The organism is Pandoraea commovens (assembly GCF_902459615.1).
Lineage (GTDB): Bacteria > Pseudomonadota > Gammaproteobacteria > Burkholderiales > Burkholderiaceae > Pandoraea > Pandoraea commovens.
Map to the genome: position 1 here is coordinate 123,455 of NZ_CABPSA010000002.1, position 24,560 is coordinate 148,014.

At 63.6% G+C, this 24,560-nt stretch carries 18 protein-coding genes; 15 read left to right on the plus strand and 3 right to left on the minus strand.

Going from position 1 to position 24,560, the window contains the following annotated elements:
- Positions 1–107: 107 nt before the first annotated feature.
- Together PCO31010_RS06825 and PCO31010_RS06830 are read left to right on the plus strand one after the other, a co-directional pair.
- Entirely contained in the window at positions 108–764 is a 657-nt protein-coding gene (locus PCO31010_RS06825) for an MBL fold metallo-hydrolase (RefSeq protein ID WP_150663619.1), read from the plus strand.
- An 8-nt stretch (positions 765–772) separates the two neighbouring features.
- Positions 773–1,546: a 3'-5' exonuclease family protein gene (locus tag PCO31010_RS06830; RefSeq protein ID WP_150664166.1), complete on the plus strand. Its 774-nt coding sequence runs from the start codon at positions 773–775 to the stop codon at positions 1,544–1,546.
- A 61-nt stretch (positions 1,547–1,607) separates the two neighbouring features.
- Here the strand turns inward: PCO31010_RS06830 and arsC are convergent, their stop codons facing one another.
- Complete coding sequence (gene arsC / locus PCO31010_RS06835; RefSeq protein ID WP_150662045.1) at positions 1,608–1,958, minus strand: arsenate reductase (glutaredoxin); 351 nt, start codon at positions 1,956–1,958, stop codon at positions 1,608–1,610.
- Positions 1,959–2,234: 276 nt separating this feature from the next.
- Between arsC and PCO31010_RS06840 the strand changes: the two genes are divergently transcribed.
- Entirely contained in the window at positions 2,235–3,059 is an 825-nt protein-coding gene (locus PCO31010_RS06840; protein WP_174984462.1) for a leucine-rich repeat domain-containing protein, read from the plus strand.
- On the opposite strand, the gene PCO31010_RS06845 is transcribed toward PCO31010_RS06840, so the two are convergent.
- Entirely contained in the window at positions 2,985–4,718 is a 1,734-nt protein-coding gene (locus tag PCO31010_RS06845) for a hypothetical protein (protein WP_150663621.1), read from the minus strand. The genes PCO31010_RS06840 and PCO31010_RS06845 overlap by 75 nt on opposite strands.
- A 336-nt stretch (positions 4,719–5,054) precedes the next feature.
- Here PCO31010_RS06845 and PCO31010_RS06850 point away from each other — a divergent pair, with 336 nt between their 5' ends.
- The 5 genes from PCO31010_RS06850 to PCO31010_RS06870 all read left to right on the plus strand — a co-directional run bounded on the left by PCO31010_RS06850 (position 5,055) and on the right by PCO31010_RS06870 (position 9,976).
- A complete protein-coding gene (locus PCO31010_RS06850) occupies positions 5,055–6,302 on the plus strand; it encodes a dienelactone hydrolase family protein (protein ID WP_150663622.1) in 1,248 nt (415 codons plus the stop codon).
- Between the two features lie 124 nt (positions 6,303–6,426).
- A complete protein-coding gene (locus tag PCO31010_RS06855; RefSeq protein ID WP_150663623.1) occupies positions 6,427–6,957 on the plus strand; it encodes an energy transducer TonB family protein in 531 nt (176 codons plus the stop codon).
- Positions 6,958–7,014: 57 nt separating this feature from the next.
- A complete protein-coding gene (gene otnI / locus PCO31010_RS06860; protein ID WP_150663624.1) occupies positions 7,015–7,809 on the plus strand; it encodes a 2-oxo-tetronate isomerase in 795 nt (264 codons plus the stop codon).
- Positions 7,810–8,475: 666 nt separating this feature from the next.
- Positions 8,476–8,925, plus strand: coding sequence for a CoA-binding protein (locus PCO31010_RS06865; RefSeq protein WP_039393924.1), 450 nt, complete (start codon positions 8,476–8,478; stop codon positions 8,923–8,925).
- A 112-nt stretch (positions 8,926–9,037) separates the two neighbouring features.
- Entirely contained in the window at positions 9,038–9,976 is a 939-nt protein-coding gene (locus tag PCO31010_RS06870; protein ID WP_150663625.1) for an alpha/beta hydrolase, read from the plus strand.
- A gap of 187 nt (positions 9,977–10,163) precedes the next feature.
- Here PCO31010_RS06870 and PCO31010_RS06875 read toward each other — a convergent pair whose 3' ends face one another.
- Entirely contained in the window at positions 10,164–10,991 is an 828-nt protein-coding gene (locus PCO31010_RS06875) for a transporter substrate-binding domain-containing protein (protein WP_174984580.1), read from the minus strand.
- 255 nt (positions 10,992–11,246) lie between these two features.
- Here PCO31010_RS06875 and hemE point away from each other — a divergent pair, with 255 nt between their 5' ends.
- The 7 genes from hemE (at position 11,247) to PCO31010_RS06910 (ending at position 24,476) form a co-directional block, all read left to right on the plus strand.
- Entirely contained in the window at positions 11,247–12,317 is a 1,071-nt protein-coding gene (hemE, locus tag PCO31010_RS06880; RefSeq protein ID WP_281357711.1) for a uroporphyrinogen decarboxylase, read from the plus strand.
- A gap of 395 nt (positions 12,318–12,712) precedes the next feature.
- Positions 12,713–15,196 carry a primosomal protein N' gene (locus PCO31010_RS06885; RefSeq protein WP_150663628.1) on the plus strand — a complete coding sequence of 828 codons (2,484 nt, stop codon included), beginning with the start codon at positions 12,713–12,715 and terminating at the stop codon, positions 15,194–15,196.
- A gap of 138 nt (positions 15,197–15,334) precedes the next feature.
- Positions 15,335–16,672, plus strand: a complete 1,338-nt coding sequence (gene sorA, locus PCO31010_RS06890) for a SorA family sulfite dehydrogenase catalytic subunit (RefSeq protein WP_246184495.1) — start codon at positions 15,335–15,337, stop codon at positions 16,670–16,672.
- A gap of 14 nt (positions 16,673–16,686) precedes the next feature.
- On the plus strand, positions 16,687–17,037 hold the full coding sequence (gene sorB, locus PCO31010_RS06895) for a SorB family sulfite dehydrogenase c-type cytochrome subunit (RefSeq protein ID WP_246184496.1): 351 nt from the start codon (positions 16,687–16,689) through the stop codon (positions 17,035–17,037).
- A gap of 149 nt (positions 17,038–17,186) precedes the next feature.
- Positions 17,187–21,101: a trifunctional transcriptional regulator/proline dehydrogenase/L-glutamate gamma-semialdehyde dehydrogenase gene (putA, locus tag PCO31010_RS06900; RefSeq protein WP_150663629.1), complete on the plus strand. Its 3,915-nt coding sequence runs from the start codon at positions 17,187–17,189 to the stop codon at positions 21,099–21,101.
- A 471-nt stretch (positions 21,102–21,572) separates the two neighbouring features.
- Positions 21,573–23,126, plus strand: coding sequence for a sodium/proline symporter PutP (gene putP / locus PCO31010_RS06905; RefSeq protein WP_150663630.1), 1,554 nt, complete (start codon positions 21,573–21,575; stop codon positions 23,124–23,126).
- Between the two features lie 207 nt (positions 23,127–23,333).
- A complete protein-coding gene (locus PCO31010_RS06910; protein WP_150663631.1) occupies positions 23,334–24,476 on the plus strand; it encodes a branched-chain amino acid ABC transporter substrate-binding protein in 1,143 nt (380 codons plus the stop codon).
- The last annotated feature ends 84 nt before the right edge of the window (positions 24,477–24,560 follow it).

Sequence of the window (24,560 nt, forward strand, 5' to 3'; positions counted from 1 at the left end):
GTTTACAATGCGTTACCTTGAATTGGGCGCGGCAAACGGGACAGGGCTGCGGGCGACGACACGCGTGGCCGAATACAATAGACAAAAATTGCGTCCCCGATAGCCCAATGAACGTCACTCTGATACCTGTCACGCCCTTCCAGCAAAACTGCACCCTGCTCGTCTGCGACGCCACGAAGCGCGCTGCCGTGGTCGATCCCGGCGGCGACATCGACCGGATCGTGGGCGAGATCGAACGTCAGGGTGTGACGCTCGAAAAGATTTTCCTGACGCACGGCCACCTCGATCACTGTGGCGGCTCAGGCGCACTGGCGGCCAAATACGACGTGCCCATCGAAGGCCCGCATCCGGACGACGCGTTCTGGATCGACCAGCTTGAGGCGCAAAGCGCGCGCTTCGGCTTTCCGGAGCCGGAGCCGTTCACCCCCGACCGCTGGCTGGGCGACGGCGACACCGTCACCTTCGGCGAGGTCACGCTCGACGTCTTCCATTGCCCGGGCCACACGCCGGGTCACGTGGTGTTCTTCTCGAAGGACGAACGGTTGGCTAGCGTGGGCGACGTGCTGTTTGCCGGGTCCATCGGGCGCACCGACTTTCCGCGCGGCAACCACGCCGACCTGATCGCTTCGATTCGCGACAAGCTCTGGCCGCTGGGCGACGACGTCACGTTCATTCCGGGTCACGGCCCGGTGTCGACCTTCGGTCAGGAGCGTCAGACGAACCCGTACGTCGCCGATGCCGTGCTCGCCCGGAGCGCTTCATGAGCGAGGCGATGTCCCGTACCCCGTCGCGCATCATTCCCGTGGACGAGGAGATTTTCGTCAGTACCGACGTCGAGGCCGATGGCCCGATCCCGGGTCCGCATTCGATGTTGAGCTTTGCGTCGGCTGCGTATACGGCCGATAAGGAACTGATCGGCACGTTCAGCGCTAACCTGGAATGTCTGCCCGACGCCAAGGGGCACCCGCTCACGATGAAGTGGTGGAAGACCGAGCCGGAAGCGTGGGCAGCCTGTCGCGTGGATCCGGAAGACCCGGCCAAGGCGCTCAAGGCTTACGTGAAGTGGGTGGAGAAGTTGCCCGGCAAGCCGGTCTTCGTGGCCTATCCGGCGGGCTTCGACTTCACGTTCATGTTCTGGTACATGATGCGCTTCGTCGGCCGTTGCCCGTTCTCATGGTCGGCGCTGGATATCAAGACGCTCGCGTTTGCGATGACGGGCATGCCGTACCGCAAGTGCATCAAGCCGCGTCTGCCGCAGGTCTGGCTCGACCCGCTACCGCACACGCACGTGGCGCTGGACGACGCGCTCGAACAAGGTGCGCTCTTCTGCAACATGCTCGCGGAACTGCGCGAGCAGCAGAAGACGCTCGCCGAGTTACCCGGCTGGCGTGGCGCGGGCCTGACGGCCAATGCCGACGCCCCGGTGTTCGGTTCGACCACAGCGAAGGCCGCAGCGCAAGCCGAGGCAGCCGAATCGGCGGAATCCGCCAACGACGCAGAATCCCCGGCCACCGGCCCCGGCAAGGACAGCACGGTGCATCGCTAACCTTGCGCGCACAGGGCAGGCATCAAGTCCCTGCCCTGCTGCCCCTAAAGTTCCTCCGCGCTTACAGCACGCCGCTGACCAGCTCCGGCGGCCGTGCGATCACCGCCTTGTTGCCGTTCACGACGATGGGCCGCTGCAACAGCTTCGGATGCTTGGCCACCGCAGCCAGCAGTGCATCGTCGCTCAGCGCCGTATCGGCCAGTCCCAGTTCCGCGAATTCCGTCTCGTTGCTGCGAATCATCTCGCGCACCGGCACGCCCAGCAATTGATGCAGACGCTTGAGATCGGCAAGCGTCGGCGGCGTCTTCAGATACTCGACGATTTGCAGGTCGTGGCCCGCCGGGGAGCCTTCGACGAGAGCCAGCGCTTCGCGCGACTTCGAGCAGCGCGGGTTGTGGTAGACGGTAATCATGGTCACTCCAATGCGTTCGAAAAGCGTCCGGTGTGGCGCCGTCGTGATGACAACGCGATCCGCGGTCCGGCTGCGAGTATGCCCGATCGCTCCGTGAGCGGCCAATCCGTGGCGTGCGACCCGCCATAACCGTGCCCCAAATCACGCGCCGTGATCGCCGCAATGCGCCCCAATGCGCCCCAATGCGCCCATTTCCCGGCAACTTCAGGGCGTTTACAACAACTCCGTTCTGTCGACGCGTCATATTTGGCCGCTCACCTCGAATGGAGATCGTCCTTGATCGACCCCGCCGCCTCGGCTACTTCAACCTCCTCGCCCCTTTCCCCTTTCTCCGATGTCTGTCCCCTCGTCGTTGCGAGCCAAACGACCGGCCACGCTCCCCACCCAATGGCCAGGCAACTCTCCGACGCCGTCAACGTTGCCGCGTCCCGCGAACTGCAAGGGACTGCACCGTCCATGCTCGATCCGACCGGATGGGAAGCATCCCTGTTTTTGGAGTTGCGCCCGACCCACCGACTGCACCTGACCTGGCGCGACTTCTCCTCAAGCGGGCTAACAGATGCAGCGGCTTCGCAGTTGGATATTGCGAAAGTGGAATTTCTCAACTTCCGGAATAACGGACTGACCGGTTTCGTTCCTGGCCCGGCTACCGCAGGCGCTATCGGCATCAATCTCGCGAACAATGCGGTGACGACGCTGGTCTTTCCCGATAGTGGCCTGCCTGAACTATGCGCACTGAATATCTCGGCGAACCCGCTCGACGCGCTTCCCGAGGGGTGCGCTGAGCGCATGCCGCATCTCGTGCGTCTGCACGCCTGGCAATGCGGACTGGCAGCGTTACCTCAAGACTTTCATCGACTGACGCACCTGAGAGCGGTCAATCTGGCGGGCAATCGGTTGACGTCGTTGCCCGCCATGCCACCGCATCTGCGAGAAGTGCACTTGTCCGGCAATGACTTTCACGACATCCCGTCGTCGCTGAGGTGTTTGCATCCCGGTTGCCACGTCTACCTGCACGACAACCCGCTAAGCAGCGAGGCGATAGCCGGGTGGCACGCCGTGCGCGGCCCCAAGCCGATCCTCCATGTCTCTGCCGCCTGAACGCCCGCCGCCGGATGCCTCACGGCCCTCGGCGATGTTCATCGCGTTCCGGTAGGCGCTAAAGGTCTCGCGGATGTCTGGACAAAGTCTTTCGACTGCCGCTGCGACACGTCCATAAAGCTGCTGACGGGCATTCGTTTTCACGTTGACAGAAAACGTCTCGCCATCGGCAAGTGCGAAACTGAGCGGCAGCACCTCGACAAACGTGTGGTATCCGCCGAAGTTCATGAACGACGCAATGCCCAACGCGGCGGCTTCCACCATATCTCGCTTGCCGCTCAGTGACTCACCTTCCAGATAAGTCAGCGCGTAAAGCGTTTCGAACGCACTGGCCGAGTGCGCGCATGCCACCGGCATGCCCGCGTCGCGACTCTGCCTACCGTAAGAACCCATCACGATCCATCGATTGATGGCATTGCCGTGTGTAAGCTCATGCGACGCCAGCGCCGGGATCAGGCGCGCCCTGAACGGTTCGGGCATACGTGCGTAGCCATCGTCGGTCAGCACCCCAGGGCGTCCCATTTGCCGGATGGGTTCATGAACGCGCGCCATCGCCATGCGTCCCATCGCCCGCACCTGGGCTTCATGCCGCGTACTTCCCGCCTGCGTCGCAAAGCTCGGTGCCGCGTAGACACGGCCCGTCCCCGCGTTGTGCGTGCGACCATCGACCCGCTTCGCGCCGGTCGTCAAATCGACGCCGTTTTCATCGCGGACCATCGGTCGACGCTCCCATCGATCCCGTGTTTCGGGCGAGTCGAATGCCGCGTGCCGCAATGAGCGCATCATCTCGTCGTGCAGCGTCTGAACCGCGCCTTCGTTCATTCCCATCAGGCGCGCGATGAATTGACGGTTTTGCCCACCGGCGTCGGCGTCCGTCAGGAGGTCATACAGTAGCGTGCCGAAACTGCTCAGCAACCAGATCTGAGTCAGCGTGTTTCGCCATTGGCCGTCACCCGGCACATTCCCGTCGCGTTGCAGGACCGATTCGACCCACGTCCAACCCGATGGCTTCGCGCCGGTCATCCAGCTTTCGTTGAGCTCCATCGCTGCGCATCGGCCGATCTCATCGCCGACGGGAGCGACTTTCTTGAGCATCTTGCTATCGAACAATTGACGCCACGAGTACGTTTGTCCCGCAAGTCCCAGCGCAAGGTCGGAGAATTTCCCATCGTTGTATATCGACGCAAGCACCCGATGAAGCGCCCGAGCCTTGTCGTTCAGCACATCGCCCACTGCGCCCGGGGAATCCAGAATCGCCAGCGAAACACCGGTCTCGAAACACGTCGCAGCGATGGGATTTAGGACGGTGTCGTGCAACACGGGAAGCGCATTGAGCGCGTGAGACGAGATCAGATCGCCGGCCAGCGGCACCGCATGCCGCGTACGTGGCTGAGTAACAGCGTGCAAGGCGCTCGCCAGTTCTGCGGCACCCGAGGCGACGAGTGGCCGCTTGGGTCGACCGGAGGCAGGCAAATGCTGAAGCACCCTGCCTGCGTTGGCGGCGGAGTACGGCGGCGGGTCCGATCTCGTACGACCTCGCAGCGCGACGCAGGACAGGTCCGCGGCCAGGTCATTTTTGACGATGGTCTTGAAAAGCGCGGGCAGAACAGATGCAGCGCGAGCCATATCGCTTGCCGGAAAGTAGGTGTGATTTGGCATGGAATTTCAACGTCCTTTGATTTCGAATGAGAATGCGCGGATGCCGTGCCGCCCGCCGTGAATGGCAGTGAGCGGGACGACATCAGTCCAGGAGATGTCTCTCTTGTACGAACCGGGTCATTAGAGGCGAGACGCTCGATAAGTGCCGCTATGCTTCGCGGTTTGGGTCACCGCAATCGTCGTAGACCTTCTTTTGTCCCCCTCGGGCGCGATACCTGTAGTTCTGCACGCTTTTAGAAAGCCGCCCACCTGGATTGCGGAATGCGGCGTCCCGATTCAAAATCGGTCGGTCAGATCACGGCATGGCTATCCGCAAACCTTTCGGAGGACAACGACATGGCAGGACGCTTCATCAGCATCAAGTCACGCGACGGCAAAACCTTTCAGGCCTATCTGGCGACGCCCGACAACAAGGGTTCTAGCGCAGGCAAGGGTCCGGGACTGGTGTTGTGTCAGGAAATCTTCGGGGTGAACGCCTATATCCGCGAACTCGCCGATCGTTACGCCGAAGAGGGTTATGTCGTGCTGGCCCCCGATCTGTTCTGGCGCATCGAGCCGGGCATCGAGCTCGGGTATTCGTCCGGTGACTGGCAGCGCGCGTTCGCGTTGTTCCAGAGCTTCGACGTCGATCTCGGGATGGAAGACGTGGGTGCCACCGTCGACGCGCTGCGGGCACTGCCCGAATGCGTCGGCGGCGTGGGTGTGGTCGGGTACTGCCTGGGGGGCAAGCTCGCCGCGCTGTCCGTGACGCGAACGAGTGCGGACGTCGCGGTCGGGTACTACGGCGTGGGGCTGGAGCAGCATGTCGAAGAACTCGCGGGCGAGCATCCGCCCCTCGTATTGCATATCGCCGAACTCGACAAATACGCGCCCGCAGAAGTGCGCGACGCGCTGACCGAACGTCTCGGCAAGCATCCCAGCGTCACCCTCTACAGCTATCCGGACGCCGATCATGCGTTCGCGCGTCCCGGCGATCACTTCAACCGCTCGGCCACGCAACTTGCGCACCAGCGCACCATCGCCGCGATCCGCAACGTCGTTGGACCGCATTTCGACTTCGCGTCGCTTTGGGAAACACATTGTGCGTATGAGTTCGCCATTCGTGAGATCGACCCGCTCATGAAGACGATGGTGCCAGAGCCTTACGTCAATCACATTCCGACGATGACCGGCGGCGTGGGTCACCAGCAACTGGCGCACTTCTACCGAAATCACTTCGTCAACAGCAATCCGCCCGATACCCAATTGATTCCGATCTCACGGACCATCGGCGCGACGCAACTGGTCGACGAATTGCTGTTTTGCTTCACGCACACGACGCCGGTTGACTGGATGCTGCCGGGGGTCGAGCCGACGGGACGCCGGGTCGAGATTCCGCTGGTCGCCATAGTGAGATTCCGGGGAGACAAACTGGAGCACGAACACATATATTGGGATCAGGCGAGCGTGCTGGTGCAGATCGGTCTGCTTGACCCGAAGGGATTGCCCGTCGCGGGTGTGGAGACTGCGCGCAAATTGCAGGACGAGAATCTGGCATCCAACGCCCTGATGCCGAACTGGTCGTTCGGCACACGCGCCGGGTAACCCCGGTAGTCCCGGTAGTCCCGGACGGTGTCCCGCCCGTGCCCTGCGTCGGGCGCGGATGCCGTTCGTGCAGCACCGGTAGTCAAAACAAGAACAGTGTCGCGATCGTTGCGGGAGACAAGTCATGAATACGCAACTTTCCCGGTGCGGGCATTTGCCGCGTACCGCCCGCATCGCTTGCACCGCCGTGCTCGGCGGGTCCGTCGCCGTTGCCTGCGCTCTGCTGGTGACGGGCTGTGCCAACCCGGACTTCGAACCGAAGAAACCGCTCATCCTGAACTTTCCATTCGGTCAGGCCCCGCTCACGGGTCTCGATCAATACAAGATCGCGGCGGCCCGGCGCATCGTTGAAGTCAACGCGCGCGAAATCACACCGGGCAATCCACAGCCAATGTTGCGCTCCGTGGTGTCGCTCGAATACTGGGTGGACCGCAATGGAAACGTGACCGGCGTGGCGCTCTACCGCAGCAATGACGATCACGAGGCCGAGCGCATTGCCATCGCCAGCCTGCGACGGGCGAGCCCGCTCCCGGCACCGAGCCGTGCGCTGGTCGACAGCAGTGGGCGCGTGCGTGCTGTCGAGACGTGGCTCTTCAATAACGACGGACGCTTCCAGTTGCGCAGCGTGGCGGCGCCCCAGATCGACGGGCAGTGATATCGTGGGGGTCATCCGCCCACCCTGCCCCGCCGGAAGTCGGCGACGGAGACTCCCATGCCGCGATTTGCTGCGAACCTCACCCTGCTCTACCAGGAAGTACCGTTTCTCGACCGTTTTCGCGAAGCGGCGAGCGATGGCTTCCGGGGCGTCGAATTTCTGTTTCCGTACGAGCATCCGGCGCAGGAAATCCGGACCCGTCTGAATGACACCGGCCTCACGCAAGTGTTGTTCAATGCGCCGGCAGGTGACTGGGCCAGTGGTGAGCGCGGCCTCGCAGCGCTGCCTGGACGCGAAGCGCAGTTTCGCGATGGCATTGAACTCGCCCTCGACTATGCCGACGCGCTCGGCTGCCGTCAGTTGCACGTCATGGCAGGCTGTCCCGATGCCACCGAGTCACCCGAGCGTTGCCGGGCCACGTTTCTCGAGAACCTCGCGTATGCGGCGGGGCAGGCGGCGGCGCACGGCGTCACCGTCATGATCGAACCGATCAATCCGCGCGACTTTCCGCGCTATTTCCTGACGCGTCAGGATCAGGCCCATGCCATCCGCTCGGAAGTTGGCGCAGGCAATCTCAAAGTCCAGTTCGACGCTTACCACTGTCAGATCGTCGAAGGCGATCTGGCGATGAAGCTGCGTCAGTACATCGGCAACATCGGCCATGTGCAGGTCGCCGGGGTGCCTGCACGGCACGAACCCGACACGGGAGAGGTGAACTACCCGTTCCTGTTCCGGTTGCTGGATGAATTGGGATACGCGGGATGGGTGGGGTGCGAGTACCGCCCGCAAGGCGAAACCCGTGCGGGACTGGGCTGGCTCAAGCCATGGCTCAGAGCGACTGCGTCGCGCTGACGCGGCGACGTCTTATGCAGGCGCGAATCGATTTCCGAAAAAAAAATCGGATGTCGAAACAATCGTCGGGTGAATATCGGGAAACGTCGGGAAACGTCGGAGAAAGTCTTAGGAAAGATGTAGGACGAAACAGGCAAAAAAAATGGCGGGACACACGGGCCCGCCAAAACCACACGCTACGGGGTTAGCGCGAGGAGACCAGATTCGGAGCACTGCATCGAACCACTTGCAATTCGCGCCGGGGGACGCCTCTTGCCGATACAGTCGCGCTGCTGTGTTACCGGGGGATAAGCACTTCAGCGTTGAGATGCATTGTGGTGGAAAGGTTTGGACGGAGGGGTAACAAAGTGTTTCAGGTTGTAACACCTTGAGCGTTACATCATCGCAGCGACACCCCTGAGAGCCTTATCCGGCAAGGACTTCAGAGGAGACACAAATTGCTCGTGTTGGTTCGTCATCCTGAATAACTCGCCGGATAAAGCATTTCGTCGTCACCTCTGCGTCACCTCCCAGACATCTCATCGACATCTCGGAATTCACCTACTCAAGCCCGACAATCATCCGCTATTGCCCTGCCCGGACTTAACTGCGCGAGGTGTCACGTCTTGCACGTCGTCGGTTGCGATGTGCTACTTTCAATCTTTGTGCGTGGCAACAAAGTGAGCAATGGAAACCATTGAACGACTGGGGCAGATTCTGGCGCGAGACCGGGTGATCGCTGTCGTGGGATTGTCGCCGCGACCGGACCGGCCGAGTTTCACCACATCGCGCTATATGCAGCAGCATGGCTACCGGATCGTGCCGGTCAATCCGCAGGCGGCGGATTCGGGCGAAACGATACTGGGCGAAACCGTTTACGCGAGCTTGAGCGAGGCGGCGGACGCTTTGCGGGCCGAGGGCGTGCGCATCCAGATGGTCGACTGTTTTCGGCGCAGTGCGGACATTCCGCCCATTGCGCAGGAAGCCGTGGACATTGGTGCGACAAGTCTGTGGATGCAGCTGGGCATCGAGAACGACGAAGCCGCTGCGGTAGCGCTGGCGGCGGGGCTGGATGTCGTGATGGACCGCTGCGTGAAGATCGAACATCAACGTTGGCTGATGCAGGGCGGTGGTTAGCCGAGTCAGCCAAAGCAGGTCGGCGACCGACGCAATGTCGCATCGCCACGTCCCGAAAAACAAGAAATCCCGACGTCCTCCGCTCCTCCTAAAACGCCAACCTATTGCTGCCATGACCATCGATGCCGATTTGCTCGCTTACTACGACCTGATGGCGCGTAAGTACCCCACCCCTGAGAACGCGCCCGCACCGACGCCGCAGGAAGTCCGGGCCAAATTCGCGACCGTCGCGGTCGAGGCCTTGCGTCCGTTACCGGCGGGTTTGCGCAGCGAGACGTTCGACATTCCTTTGCCGGGTCGCAACCTGCGCGCGCGCCTGTATCGTCCTGTGGGTCGCACCGTCCCGCTGGTCGTGTACTTCCACGGGGGTGGCTGGGTCGTCGGCGACGTCGACACGCATGGCACCGTGGCGGCCTTGCTCGCGCAGGATGCGGACGTCGCGGTGTTGAGCGTCGACTACCGTCTGGCGCCGGAGCACCCGTTCCCGACGCCCATCGACGATGCGCGAGAAGCGCTTGCCTGGGCGGCGGAGCAGCGAGCGCGACTGGGCGTGAGTCTTGACCGTCTGGCTGTCGCGGGCGACAGCGCGGGTGGTCATCTGGCGGCGCAGGCGGCAGCGTGGTTCAACGACAAACATCCCGGAATGGTCGGTGCTCAATTGCTCATCTACCCGGTGGTGCAGTATCGGTTCGACACGCCGAGTTATGAGCGATTGGCGGACGGTGTGGGATTAACGCGTGACGAGATGCGTTGGTACTGGAAGGAATTTCTGGGTGACGTAGAACCTGCGGAGGACGATGTCCGGGTGAATTTGATGGCGGAGGCACCACGTCATCCGTTGCCGAACAGTTTGGTGATTGCGGCGGAGTATGACCCGTTGCATGACGAGGCGGTGGAATATGCGCGGTTCGTTGCACGGACGGGCGCAAGGGCGGAGATCATCGAAGCGGCGGGCCTCACGCACAGTTTTGCGAGATTGCAGCCGTTTGTGCCGCAGGCGAGGATGGTGATGCACGACGCTGCGCAGCGACTAAGAGAGTGGTTGGGATAAAAGGAAAGGCGGCGGCCCCAGAAGACCGAGGGGTTTTCTGGGCCCTGGGCAAGGCAGGCCGGAACAAGGGGGGCGCTCACCGCAGTGACTTAAAGGTAGTGGAACGGAGGGGAGCGCCCCCCTTGTTTCGGTGTCGCTGCGGAGTGGGGAGGGTGAGGCGTTGGCCTTACCCGACAGCGTTAGCCCCTCACTTCAGCCACTTATCGACAACGGCTTGATACTCACCGGTTTTCTGGGCGAGGTTGAGCCACTGATCGACGTAGTGTTTAAAGACGTCATCGCCGCGAGGCAGCAGGTAGGCCTTCTCGCCAAACTGAAGCGGCTTATCGGGATTGACCGGGCATAAGGCAGGATTGAGCTTGTGCTGGAGCAGCGTCTCGGAGGAGTCCGTGACCATGACATCCGCTTTCCCGTCGGCGATCTGTTGGAAGATCGTGACGTTATCCGGGTAGATGGTGAGGGTGGCGTTGGGGAGGTACTGACGGGCGAAGCGTTCATTGGTGCCGCCGGGGTTGGCGATGGCGCGCGTGCTGGGTTTATTCAGATCGGCGAGCGTCTGGTACTTCGACACGTCGGCGCAGCGAACGATCGGCGACTTCCCGTCGATCATGACCACCTTGCTGTAATAGGCGCGTGCGGCGCGATCGAGCGTCACCGAGATGCCACCGACGGCGATATCGCACTTCCCGGCGGTGAAATCGTCCATCAGTGCCTTCCACGTCGTGGGAACGATCACCGGCTTCACGCCGAGCGACTTCGCCAGCGAGGCGACCAGATCCACGTCGATGCCTTCGAACTGGCCGTCCGGGCGGCGGAACGAATAGGGCTTGTAGTCGCCCGTTGCGCAAGCGCGCAGGGTGCCCGACTTCACGATGTCGTCGAGCCGGGAGTGGACGGCGGAAGGCTGGGGCGTGGCGGACTGTGCCTGCGCGAGGGTGGCAGTGGCGATACCGGTGGCGAAGGTGACGGCGAGCGCCGCCCCTGCCATGAAAGCCGCGCGGGCGGCCGTCTTCATGACTGTCATGCTTGTCTCCGTATTGTTTTACTGGCGTTGTGACGCACGAGTTTCCCGCGTCGTCTGTGGCGGCGCGTGGGCCTCTCATACTACGGGTTCGGACGCGACGCCGCCAACCCGCGCAAAAAAATCGACGCCACAGCGCACGTCCCTCCCAAGCGCTTATCTGCGGCATAACAGCCCGGCCCGCGACCAGCCCCCGGATACCCGAGTAAAATGACCGCTTGCCCAAAACCAACCGACCCTCCCTGCGACGTGTCCCAAGCTCTGCAAAACGATACTTTCCTGCGCGCCCTGCTGCGCCAGCCGACCGAGTACACGCCGATCTGGCTGATGCGTCAGGCGGGCCGGTACCTGCCCGAATACAACGCGACCCGTGCCAAGGCCGGCAGCTTCCTGGCGCTGGCCAAGAACCCTGCCTACGCCACCGAAGTCACGCTTCAGCCGCTTGAGCGCTTTCCGCTCGACGCCGCGATCCTGTTCTCGGACATTCTCACCATCCCCGACGCCATGGGCCTCGGCCTGTCGTTCGAAGCGGGCGAAGGCCCGCGCTTCGCGCATCCGCTGCGCACCGAAGACGACGTGCGCGGCCTTCAGGCCCCGGATCTGGACAGCCTGCGCTACGTGTTCGACGCGGTCAGCGAAATCCGCCGCGCTCTGAACGGCCGCGTGCCGCTCATCGGCTTCTCGGGCAGCCCGTGGACCCTCGCGTGCTACATGGTCGAAGGACAAGGCTCCGCCGACTTCCGCACCGTCAAGACGATGATGTACGAACGTCCCGATCTGATGACGCACATCCTCGAGACCAACGCACGCGCCGTCGCCGCCTATCTCAACGCTCAGATCGAAGCGGGCGCGCAGGCCATCATGGTGTTCGACACCTGGGGTGGCGCGCTGGCCGACGGCCTGTATCAACGCTTCTCGCTCGCCTATATGAAGAAGGCGCTCGAAGGCGTGCACCGCGAATGGAACGGCGTGCGTATTCCGCACATCGTCTTCACCAAGGGCGGCGGCCAGTGGCTCGAAGCCATCGCCGACACCGGCCCGGACGCCATTGGTCTGGACTGGACTGTCGATCTGGCGGCGGCCCGTCGTCGTGTGGGCGAGCGTTGTGCACTGCAAGGCAATTTCGACCCCACCGCCCTGTTTGCCGCGCCCGACGCCATCCGCACCGAGGTGCGCCGACTGCTCGACGCGTACGGCAATGCACCAGGCCATGTCTTCAACCTCGGACACGGCATCTCGCAATTCACCAACCCCGAGCACGTTGCGGCGCTTGTGGACGAGGTACACAGCTATAGCCGGAAGATCCGTCAGACGGCGTGATCAAAAATACGCGCAAGCGAAGACGCGGGTTCGCGGGGCATTTCGCCCTGCAAACCCAACCGCCGTTTCAAGTGGGGAAAGTCAAGGGATAAGCGGTCGAAGAACCCCTCCAATTTGCGGAGTTGTCCCGAAGACTTATGCACAAATTCTCGCTGCGCCGCCGCAAGTGAGAGACGTCGATAAGGCACCGTCGACGTCATTCATAAGCTATTGATCAAAAAGCAATTTTGATTCAAGCAAAGTCGGGGGTCCAAGCGATGCGAGGGCCGCGTAGCGAGGCTGGCGCGCCATAATCCCCACAGTTCTCAACATAGTTATCCACAAGCGTTTCGAAGCCGCCGGAAAGCCGACTCAAATCCGGGGTTTACCGAGACTTCTCAGGATTCACTTTAAGTTTGACCCGCACCGACGACCTTTCCGAACCGAGCGACGCATCGCACGACGACGCACTTGCTCCGGCGGCCCCGCCCCGTGCGGGTACGCCCGCCATCGCTCGCGTTGCGCTCGATACGCCGCTGATCACGCTGTTCGATTACCGTCTGGATCAGGCGGCGAGCCTCGGTCAGCTGGTGCAGGTTCCGTTCGGACGACGACAGGTTGTGGGCGTTGTCTGGGAATTGACGCAGCGCAGCGAAGTTGCGCCTGCGAAGCTGCGAGAAGTGACGTCTGTTTGGCACGAATTGCCGCCGCTCGGTGATGACTGGCGCGATCTGATGCAGTTCGCGTCGCGGTACTACCAGCGCGGTATCGGGGAAGTCGCACTGCCCGCGATCCCCGGCCACCTGCGCACGCCGATGCGCTGGTCGCGTCTGCTCGCGCAGCGCGGCGTGCAACGTTTTCGCATCGCCGACGGCGCGCTGTCCACGCTGATGGAGAACGTCCCGGCGCGACTGCGCGCACAGCGACGGCTCGCCGAAGGGCTTGCGCAGGCGGGCACGCTCGATGCCGACGAAGCAAAGGCGTTGTGTTCGAAGGCTGCGGACGTGCTCAAACAATGGGCTGCCGCCGGATGGGTCGTCGTCGAGACCGTGCCGTTCCATGAAACGGTGCGCGATATCGAGGATGCAGAGGATGCAGAGGACGACGAAGCTACCGACGTCGGCGACGCGTCGCCCGCCGCCCTCGCCGAAGTGCTGGACGATGACACCGACAGCGCCAGCCCGCTCGGAACGAAGACGCTTACCGTCGGACAGGCGGACGCAGTCGGTGCCATCCACGACGCCCTGATCGCCGCTGGCGCCCAGCGTCTGGACCAGACGACGGCCACCGACGACGCACCCGACACCCCCGCTTGCCCGCCCTTTCTGCTCTACGGCGTCACCGGCAGCGGCAAGACCGAAGTCTATTTGCGCGCGGTCGCCGAAGCGTTGCATACGCGGAACGTGCGCGATGCTCAGGTGCTCGTTCTCGTCCCGGAAATCAACCTGACGCCGCAGCTCGAAGGCGTGTTCCGCGCGCGCTTCCCCGACGAGACGCTCGTCACCCTGCACAGCGGACTGGCCGAAGGCGAGCGCGCCCGGCACTGGCTCGCCGCCCATCGTGGCGAAGCGCGCATCGTGCTGGGCACACGGCTGGCGGTGATGGCCTCGCTGCCCCACCTGCGGCTGATCGTCGTCGACGAAGAACACGATCCGTCCTACAAACAGCAGGAAGGCCTTCGGTACTCCGCACGCGACCTTGCCATCTGGCGGGCAAACCGCCTGCGTATCCCTGTGGTGCTCGGCTCGGCCACGCCGTCGCTCGACAGTTGGAACCGTGCCGAGCAAGGCCGCTACGTGCGTCTGGCCATGCCCGAGCGCGCCACCCCCGACGCCGTGCTGCCGCGCGTGTCGCTCATCGACATGGAGATCGAGCGCAAGCGTCAGCGTGTCGTCCACGAAGGGCTGTCGCAGCCACTGCTCGCGGCCATCCGAGCGCGGCTGGAAGCGGGCGAGCAAAGCTTGCTGTTCCTCAATCGTCGCGGTTACGCGCCCGTGCTCAACTGCGATGCCTGCGGATGGATCAGCGACTGCCGCCGATGCAGCGCGCACATGGTGCTGCACAAGCCTGAGCGGCGCCTGCGTTGCCACCATTGCGGGGCAGAATCGCGTATTCCGCATGCGTGCCCCGATTGCGGCAACCTCGATCTGGCGCCGCTCGGACGCGGCACGCAACGGATCGAAGAAGCACTCGCCGAACACTTCCCCGACGCGCGGCTCGCGCGGATCGACGCCGACAGCACGCGTCGCAAAGGCAGCGCACAAGCCCTGTTCGCACAGGTGCATGCGGGCGAGGTCGACATCCTGATCGGCACGCAGATGGTGGCCAAAGGACACGATTTCCGTAACGTCACGCTGGTGGGGGTGGTCAACGCCGACAGCGCCCTCTTCTCGCATGACTTCCGGGCTGCCGAACGTCTCTTCGCCCAGCTCATGCAGGTGGCGGGCCGTGCCGGACGCGCCGCGCGGGCCGACGGCCCCGGCGACGTGCTGATTCAGACACGCTACGCGTCGCATCCGCTGTTCGCGTCGCTCATGCGCCACGACTACGCGGGCTTTGCCGCGCAGCAACTGGAAGAGCGCCGCGTCGCACTCTTGCCGCCGTACACTCATCAGGCCCTCCTGCGCGCCGAAGCCCGCAAGCTCGACGACGCCATGGCGTTCCTGAAGCAAGCCCGCGAAATCGCCGCCACCCCGGCGCTGAACGACCCGCGCATCTCGTTGTGGGACCCCGTCCCCATGACGATGGTCCGCATCGCGGGCACCGACCGGGCGCAACTCGTGGTCGAGAGCCCCCACCGGGGCGCGCTCCAGCGCTTCCTCACCCACTGGATGAGCGAGTTGCGCGCGTTAAAAGCGCCTGTTCGCTGGCATCTCGAAGTCGACCCTCTCGAAATATAAATCGGTATATAGCGTTCCGGAAATTTGACAACATCGGAAGAATCTCCGACGATGCGGCCATAAGAACGCTGCACGTCGAACGGTTCACGTCATCTGCACTGCATTTGAACGATAAGAAGTCCCTACAGGAGACATCCGATGAAGTCGCACGACCGGAGCGCCGCCCCCACGGCGCCGCAAACCGCATCCTCTCTCGTTCCTCCCGAATACGCCTTTTCCGAGTCACCGGCCGAGTCCGCTGTGGCTGAAGTGTCGCGCCGTCGATTTTTGCGACGTGCCGGTGCGCTCGGCGTCGGGGCCAGCCTCGCGGGCCGCGCACTCGATGTGCTCGCCGCCACCACCGCACCGCAGACGGTGACGCTGCCGTTCGCGAATGGCGAGCGCGAACTTGTCGCGTATCCGCAGAAGCGTCCGCTGATCCGGCTGACCGCACGTCCGCCGCAGTTGGAAACACCGTTCGAAGTGTTCAACGACGGCCTGATCACGCCGAACGACGCCTTCTTCGTGCGCTATCACCTCGCGGGCATTCCGACCGACATCGATCCGGCGAAGCATCGGATTCGCGTCGGCGGCAGCGTCGCGAAGCCACTCGACATCTCGCTGGCGTCGCTCAAGAAGGATTTCGGCGCACCGGTCGAACTGGTGGCCGTGCATCAGTGTTCGGGCAACAGCCGGGGCTTCTTCGAGCCTCGCGTGGGCGGCGGCCAGATCGCCAACGGTGCGATGGGCAACGCGCGCTGGCGCGGCATTCCGCTTAAGCGCATTCTTGAGCGCGCGGGGGTTTCCGCCAGCGCGAAACAAGTGACGTTCGAAGGCCTCGACCGCCCGATCGTCCCGGCGACGCCCGAATTCGTGAAAGCGCTCGACCTCGATCACGCGATGGACGGCGAAGTGATGGTCGCATTCGCGATGAACGGCAAAGACCTGCCAATGCTCAACGGCTTTCCGGTGCGCCTCGTCGTGCCGGGCTACTACGGCACGTACTGGGTCAAGCACCTGGCGGACATCAACGTCGTGGACAAAGTGTTCGACGGCTTCTGGATGGCTACCGCCTACCGCATTCCCGATAACGACTGCAACTGTGTCGAACCGGGCAAAGCACCCGAGAAGACCAAACCGATCGGTCGCTTCACCGTGCGCTCCTTCGTCACCAGTCACACCGACGGCCAGCAAGTGGCGGCGGGCAAACCGATGCGCGTGCGCGGCATTGCGTTCGACGGCGGCGAAGGCATTCGCGACGTGCAGTTCTCAACCGACGGCGGCCAGACATGGCAGGCCGCAAAACTCGGCAACGAGCTGTCGAAGTACTCCTTCCGCGAATGGACGGCGTCGTTCACACCGCCGCAAGCCGGCGAGTATGTTCTGAAAGTTCGGGCGACGAATCGCGCGGGGGTCACGCAACCGCTGCAATCGTTGTGGAATCCGGCGGGCTATCTGCGCAACGGGGTGGAAACCGTGCGCGTAGTCGCGGCTTAAGGCGGGGGACGATCATGAACTTCTCGAAACTGATGCGCGGCACCGCCCTGCTGTCCGGCCTTTGCGGCTTGTTCGGCGTCTTCGGCCTGACGGCCGTCACACCCGCCCATGCACTCGACATCAAGTTGCCTCGGGAAACGTCGCAACTCAAGGCGTCGACGCTCGCAGGCCATCAGGCCGCCAGCGCATGGTGCGCGATGTGCCACTCCATCGACTACATCAATTCGCAGCCGCCCATGCCGTCCGCGTTCTGGCACGCCGAAGTGACCAAGATGGTGAAAGTCTACGGTGCACCGATTCCCGAAGATCAGGTCAAGCTGATCTCCGAGTATCTGGGCACGACTTACGGCACCGACCACAAGTAACGTCGTTGGTTAGCCCATGAGCAGTACCGGGGTGCAACCCTAATTTTGACTCTGGTTGCACCTCTTTCGAAACCCGGTTACGATGCCGCCATTCACCCGCTATGGGTGTCACGCATTTTTGCGTTTTCGCGTCATCAGGGTCCCTTCTCATGGCTAATACCACTCTCGGCGTCAAGGTCGACGATATCCTGCGCACCCGTCTCAAGACGGCCGCCCAGCAAATCGAGCGCACTCCCCACTGGCTCATCAAACAGGCGATCTTTGCCTATCTGGAGCGCATCGAAAGCGGCGCGCTGCCGCCCGAGCTAAGCGGTGCAACCCAGTCGGGCACCGAGGTGATCGACGGCCATGCCGGCGACGACACCGTGCCGCACCCGTTCCTGGAGTTCGCGCAGAACGTGCAGCCGCAATCGGTGCTGCGTGCGGCCATCACGGCTGCGTACCGTCGTCCGGAACCCGAGTGCGTGCCCGTGCTCGTCGGTCAGGCCAAGCTCGCACCGGCCACGGCCACGCTCGCGTCCGATCTCGCCCGCAAGCTCGTCGTCGCCCTGCGCGGCAAGAGCACCGGCGGCGGCGTCGAAGGTCTGATCCACGAATTCTCGCTGTCGAGCCAGGAAGGCGTGGCGCTGATGTGTCTGGCCGAGGCGCTGCTGCGCATTCCCGACAAGGCCACGCGCGACGCGCTCATCCGCGACAAGATCAGCAAGGGCGACTGGCACGCTCATATGGGCAACTCGCCGTCGATGTTCGTCAACGCCGCGACCTGGGGCCTGATGATCACCGGCAAGCTCGTCACCACGACGAGCGAGGCAGGTCTGACCAAGGCCCTCACGCGCCTGATCGGCCGCGGCGGCGAACCGCTCATCCGCAAGGGCGTCGACATCGCCATGCGTCTGATGGGCGAGCAGTTCGTCACCGGTGAAACCATCTCCGAAGCCCTCGCGAATAGCCGCAAGTACGAAGCCCAAGGCTTCCGCTACTCGTACGACATGCTCGGCGAAGCTGCGACGACGGAAGAAGACGCGCAGCGTTACTACGCCAGCTACGAGCAGGCGATTCATGCCATCGGCAAAGCGTCGGCCGGACGCGGCATCTATGAAGGCCCGGGCATCTCGATCAAGCTCTCGGCCCTGCATCCGCGCTATTCGCGCAGCCAGCACGAGCGCACGGTCACCGAGCTGCTGCCGCGCGTGCAGGCGCTGGCCAAGCTGGCCCGCTCCTACGACATCGGCCTGAACATCGACGCCGAAGAAGCCGACCGACTCGAAATCTCGCTCGATCTGCTCGAAGCGCTGTGCTTCGATCCGGAACTGGCTGGCTGGAACGGCATCGGCTTCGTGGTGCAGGCGTATCAGAAGCGCTGCCCGTTCGTGATCGACTTCATCATCGATCTGGCGCGCCGCAGCCGTCACCGCATCATGGTGCGTCTGGTCAAGGGCGCGTACTGGGACACCGAAATCAAGCGCGCGCAGGTCGACGGCCTCGAAGGCTATCCGGTCTACACCCGCAAGATCTATACGGACGTCTCGTACCTCGCCTGCGCGAAGAAGCTGCTCGCGGTGCCGGATGCCATCTATCCGCAATTCGCCACGCACAACGCGTACACGCTGTCGGCGATCTATCACCTCGCGGGCAATAACTACTACCCCGGCCAGTACGAGTTCCAGTGCCTGCACGGCATGGGTGAACCGCTGTACGAGGAAGTCGTCGGGGCCATCGCCGCAGGCAAACTGGCGCGACCGTGCCGCGTGTACGCCCCGGTCGGCACGCACGAAACGCTGCTCGCTTACCTCGTACGCCGTCTGCTGGAAAACGGCGCGAACACGTCGTTCGTCAACCGTATTGCAGACGAAACCGTCAGCGTCGACGAACTGATCGCCGACCCGATCACCGAAGCCGAGAAGGTGCAACCGCTCGGCGCACCGCACGCCAAGATTCCGCTGCCGCGCGATCTGTACGGCACGTCGCGCGCCAACTCGTCGGGCTTCGATCTCTCGAACGAACACCGTCTGGCCTCATTGTCGTCGGCCCTGCTCGCCAGTGCTGGCACGCCGTGGCGCGCCGCCCCCATGCTGGGTGACGGCGAACGCACCGCAGGCACGCCGCGCGCCGTACGCAACCCGGCAGACCTTCGCGACATCGTGGGTCAGGTGATCGAAGCGACGTCCGCCGACGTGGAAGCCGCGCTCACGCACGCCGTGGCGGCGGCCCCGATCTGGCAGGCCACGCCGGTCGAAGAACGCGCCGACTGCCTGATGCGCTCGGCCGATCTGCTCGAAGCCCACATGCCTACGCTCATGGGCCTGTGCGTGCGTGAAGCGGGCAAGTCGCTGCCGAACGCGGTTGCGGAAGTTCGTGAAGCCGTCGACTTCCTGCGTTACTACGCCGCACAGATCCGTCAGGGCTTTTCGAACGATACGCACCGTCCGCTGGGCCCGGTCCTGTGTATCAGCCCGTGGAACTTCCCGCTCGCCATCTTCGTCGGTCAGGTCGCCGCAGCGCTGGCGGCCGGCAACCCGGTCATCGCCAAACCGGCCGAGCAAACCCCGCTCATCGCCGCCGAAGCCGTGCGTCTGATGCAAGCTGCCGGTGTGCCTTCCGGCGCACTGCAACTGCTGCCGGGCACGGGCGAGACCGTCGGTGCTGCGCTCGTTGCCGACGCCCGCACCAAGGCCGTGATGTTCACCGGTTCGACCGAAGTCGCCCGCATCATCGCGCGCACGCTGGCCGATCGTCTGGACGCCAATGGCCGTCCGATCCCGCTGATCGCCGAGACCGGCGGTCAGAACGCCATGATCGTCGACTCGTCGGCGCTGCCCGAACAGGTCGTGTACGACGTGCTCGCCTCGGCCTTCGACTCGGCCGGTCAGCGCTGCTCGGCCCTGCGCGTGCTGTGCTTGCAGGACGACATCGCCGACAAGACGTTGCACATGCTCAAGGGCGCGATGCAGGAGCTTGCCATCGGCAACCCGGATCGTCTGTCCATCGACGTCGGCCCGGTGATCGACGCCGAAGCGCAGAACGGCATCACCCGTCACATCGAACAGATGCGCGGCAAGGGCTTCCCGGTCGAGCAACTGACGCTGCCGGACGCCGCTCGTCACGGCACCTTCGTGCCGCCGACGCTCATCGAGCTCACCGACCTGAAGTCGCTGCAACGCGAAGTCTTCGGCCCGGTGCTGCACGTGATTCGCTTCAAGCGCGCGCAACTCGACAAGCTGCTCGACCAGATCAACGGCACGGGCTACGGCCTGACGTTCGGTGTGCACACGCGGATCGACGAGACCATTGCTTATGTGACGGAGCGCGCGCACGTCGGTAACGTCTATGTGAACCGTAACGTGATCGGTGCTGTGGTCGGTGTGCAACCGTTCGGCGGCGAAGGTTTGTCTGGGACGGGTCCGAAAGCGGGCGGTCCGATGTATCTGCCGCGACTGCTGGCGACGCGTCCCGCCGCCCTCGCCCCGGAGCTGAACCGCAACGAAGCCGCGCTCTCACCGCTCGTGAACTACCGCGACTGGCTCCGTCAGCAAGCGGACAGCGCCCCCGCCATCGATCGCGTCGACCGTTATCTGGCGACGTCCGCACTGGACGCCACCGCCGTGCTGCCCGGACCGACCGGCGAGCGCAACACGTACGGTCTGGAGCCGCGTGGCCCGGTGCTGTGCGTCGCGGCGACGACACTCGGTGCACGCACGCAACTCGCGGCCGTCCTGGCCACGGGTAACAACGCGGTGTTCACCGACAGCGCCGCCGCCCGTGAACTCGTGGGTGCGTTGCCCGCGACGCTCAAGGGACGTGCATCGGTGCTGGCGGCCGGCGCAGACGCCGCAAGCGAAGCGGCGCTGGCTGCGGTGCTGTTCGAAGGTGACAGCGACGAGTTGCGCGCCCTGAACCGCCGCATCGCCACGCGCAACGGTCCGATTCTGTCGATGCAGGGTCTCGCCCCCGAAGCACTGGCGGCTGGCGACGACTACGCGCTGGAACGTCTGTTGTGCGAACGCTCGGTGTCGGTCAACACGGCCGCCGCTGGCGGTAACGCCAACCTCATGACCATCGGCTGATCTTTCGAGCCATCGATGTCACCCCGCCGGATTTGGCGACGTCTCCTCCCGGATTCGTCCTAAATCTGGCGGTGTCGTTTCCTTCAGTTATCCCGTCATTTCCCCGCTAACGCGCCGGTTTCACCCTGAATCCGGAATGCGTCGTCACAGCAACGCCCGCCTCAAACGTCTCGCACAAGACCGCTCCCAGCGCACGCCGCAGCCTCTGTAATACCGTCCGTAATTCCTGCGCACTATCGTTACTTCACTTGCGCCTTCGTCGCACCGCTAATTGCGTACATGCGCAATTTGAGCGAAATCGGGGTATCGTCGCGCCCGCCCCCGACATATAACGCGTCTCACCGCCTTCGAGCGGTTAACCCGTGCCGACGACACGTATCGTCGGCCATTGCGGTCTTCAGCACGCGTTTGCCCCTTTCGTCATGCCGGAAGACAGGCACGGCGCGCTCCTGAGCCGTACAAGGAGGCAACATGTCCCTTTGGAATCCCACGGCGGTCTCGTTCACCGTCTATTTGCTGTTGATGCTGGTGATCGGCTGGCTCGGTTACCGATCAACCAACAACCTCTCGGACTACATTCTGGGTGGACGCCGTCTCGGCAGCTTCGTTACCGCGCTGTCCGCAGGCGCCTCCGACATGAGCGGCTGGCTGCTGCTCGGCTTGCCCGGCGCAATCTACGTCGGTGGCCTGTCCGGTGTCTGGATCGCCATCGGTCTGGCCATCGGCGCGTGGGCCAACTGGCGTCTCGTGGCGGCACGGCTACGGGTACACACGGAAGTCTGCGGCAACGCGCTGACGCTGCCCGAATACCTGACGCAACGCTTCGGCGACCGTAGTCACGTATTGCGCATCGTCACGGCGCTCGTGATTCTCACGTTCTTCACGATCTATTGCGCCTCGGGCGTGGTGGCCGGTGCACGTCTGTTCGAGACGATGTTCGGACTCGACTATCACACCGCCCTGTGGATCGGCGCGGTCGCGACCATCGCTTACGTCTTCATCGGCGGCTTCCTCGCTGTGAGCTGGACGGACACGGTGCAGGCCTCGCTGATGTTCGCAGCACTCGTCGTCACGCCGATTGCCGTCATTACCATCGACGGCGGACCGGTCGCGGCGGTCACAGCAGTCACGGCCGTGCATCCTGCACACACCGACTGGTTCGGCGATCTCGCGCCCATCGGCGTGATTTCGATGCTCGCGTGGGGCCTCGGCTATTTCGGCCAGCCGCACATTCTGGTGCGCTTTATGGCCGCGCGTTCGGCAGCGGCAATTCCGCAGGCGCGTCGCATCTGCATGACGTGGATGGTGCTGTGCCTGGCGGGCGCGGTGGCCGTGGGCTTCTTCGGTCTGGCGTTCTATAGCGCGCGTCCCGAGCTGGGTGCGGGCGTGCAGGCGAACGCCGAAACCATCTTCATGGCGCTCACGACGCAACTCTTCACGCCGTGGCTTGCGGGCGTACTGCTGGCCGCGATTCTCGCAGCCGTCATGAGCACGCTGTCGTGCCAGTTGCTGGTGTGCTCCAGCGCGCTCACGGAAGACCTCTACAAGACCTTTGCGCGCGGGCCGGTGAGCCAGAAGCGTCTCGTGTGGATCGGTCGCGCCATGGTGCTGGCCGTGGCCGTCGTGGCCGTGCTGCTCGCGATGGATCCGGAGAGCCGCGTGCTGGGCATGGTCAGCTATGCCTGGGCGGGTTTCGGAGCGGCCTTCGGTCCGCTGGTACTGGCTACCCTGCTGTGGCCGCGCGTCACGCGTAACGGGGCCCTGGCGGGCATCGTGGTCGGGGCGGCGACCGTCCTGATCTGGAAGCAATTCGGCTGGTTCGACCTGTACGAAATCGTGCCGGGCTTCGCGCTGGGCGGTCTGGCACTGTATGTCGTCAGCCGACTGGATCGTGCGCCGAGCGCCGAGGTACTGGCCCGTTACGCCGCCGCCGAAACGATGCTGAAGGACATTCGCGAAGGCAAATCGACCGGCGAAGTTATGGGCGGTGGCACCGACGCTCCGGTGGCGCAACCTTCGCCATAAGGCGGTAGCACCTTCTATCGGAATTTCTCCCTCTTGACCGACGCGAGCAGCCATCCAATACTGCCGCGTCGGACGCATTTTGCGTTTGATTGCGATTGATGCCGCCACGGGTCAACCGGCCCGATGTTGACGGCGTTTCAAGAAAGGCGTGCCGCGGCGATCCCGCAGACACGCCACTCACGACAAACACATGCAAGGAGAGGGTTGATGCAATCGAAGCTTACGGCTAGCGCCGTCGCAGTCGCGGGGCTGCTCGCATTTGGCGCGGCTAACGCGCAACAGGCGCAGGAAGTGAAGGTTGGTTTTGCCGCACCGCTTACGGGCGCACAGGCCCACTACGGCAAGGACATGCAGAACGGCATTCAACTGGCCATCGACGAGTACAACGCCACCAAGCCGACCATCGAAGGCAAGCCGGTGAAGTTCGTGCTGCAATCCGAAGACGATGCGGCCGACCCGCGTCAGGGCGCGCTCGTTGCACAGAAGCTGGTCGACAACGGCATCAAGGGCATGCTCGGCCACTTCAACTCCGGCACGACCATTCCCGCGTCGCGCATCTACGCGCAGGCCGGTATTCCTGAAATCGCCATGGCCACGGCCCCGGAATACACCAAGCAGGGCTTCAAGACGACGTTCCGCATGATGACGTCCGACATCCAGCAGGGTTCGGTCGTCGGCTCGTTTGCTGTCAAGAAGCTGGGCTTCAAGAACATCGCCATCGTGGATGACCGTACCGCTTACGGTAAGGGTCTCGCAGACGAGTTCGAAAAGGCCGCCAAGGCTGCCGGCGGCAAGATCGTGCGTCGCGAATTCGCCAACGACAAGGCCGTGGACTTCCGCGCCATTCTCACGAACCTGAAGCGCTCGAACCCGGACGTGGTGTTCTACGGCGGTGCCGACGCACAAGCTGGCCCGCTCGCCAAGCAAATGCGCGAACTCGGTATCAAGGCCACGCTGATGGCTGGCGAAATGGTCAAGTCGGACGCCTTCCTGAAGATCGCCGGTGACGCCGCCAACGGTTCGGTCGTCTCGCTCGCCGGTCTGCCGCTCGACAAGATGCCCGGTGGCGCCGCTTACGAGTCGCGCTACAAGGCCAAGTTCGGCGCTGCTCCGGAAACGTACTCGCCGTACGCTTACGATGGCGCAATGGCCATGATGTCGGCCATGAAGAAGGCCAACTCGACGGACCCGGCCAAGTACCTGCCGGCGCTGGCGAAGACGAGCATGCCCGGCGTAACCACGCGTGAGCTGGCTTACGACAACGTGGGCGATCTGAAGTACGGCTCGATCACGCTGTACAAGGTCGTGGACGGCAAGTGGACCGTGCTGGAAACCGTCAGCGGCAAGTAAGCCATCGACGTGCCTGAGCGTCGACACTTAGCGCGCAAGGCACCGCAGTAAAACGGCAAGGGCCGGTGAGGATGACTCACCGGC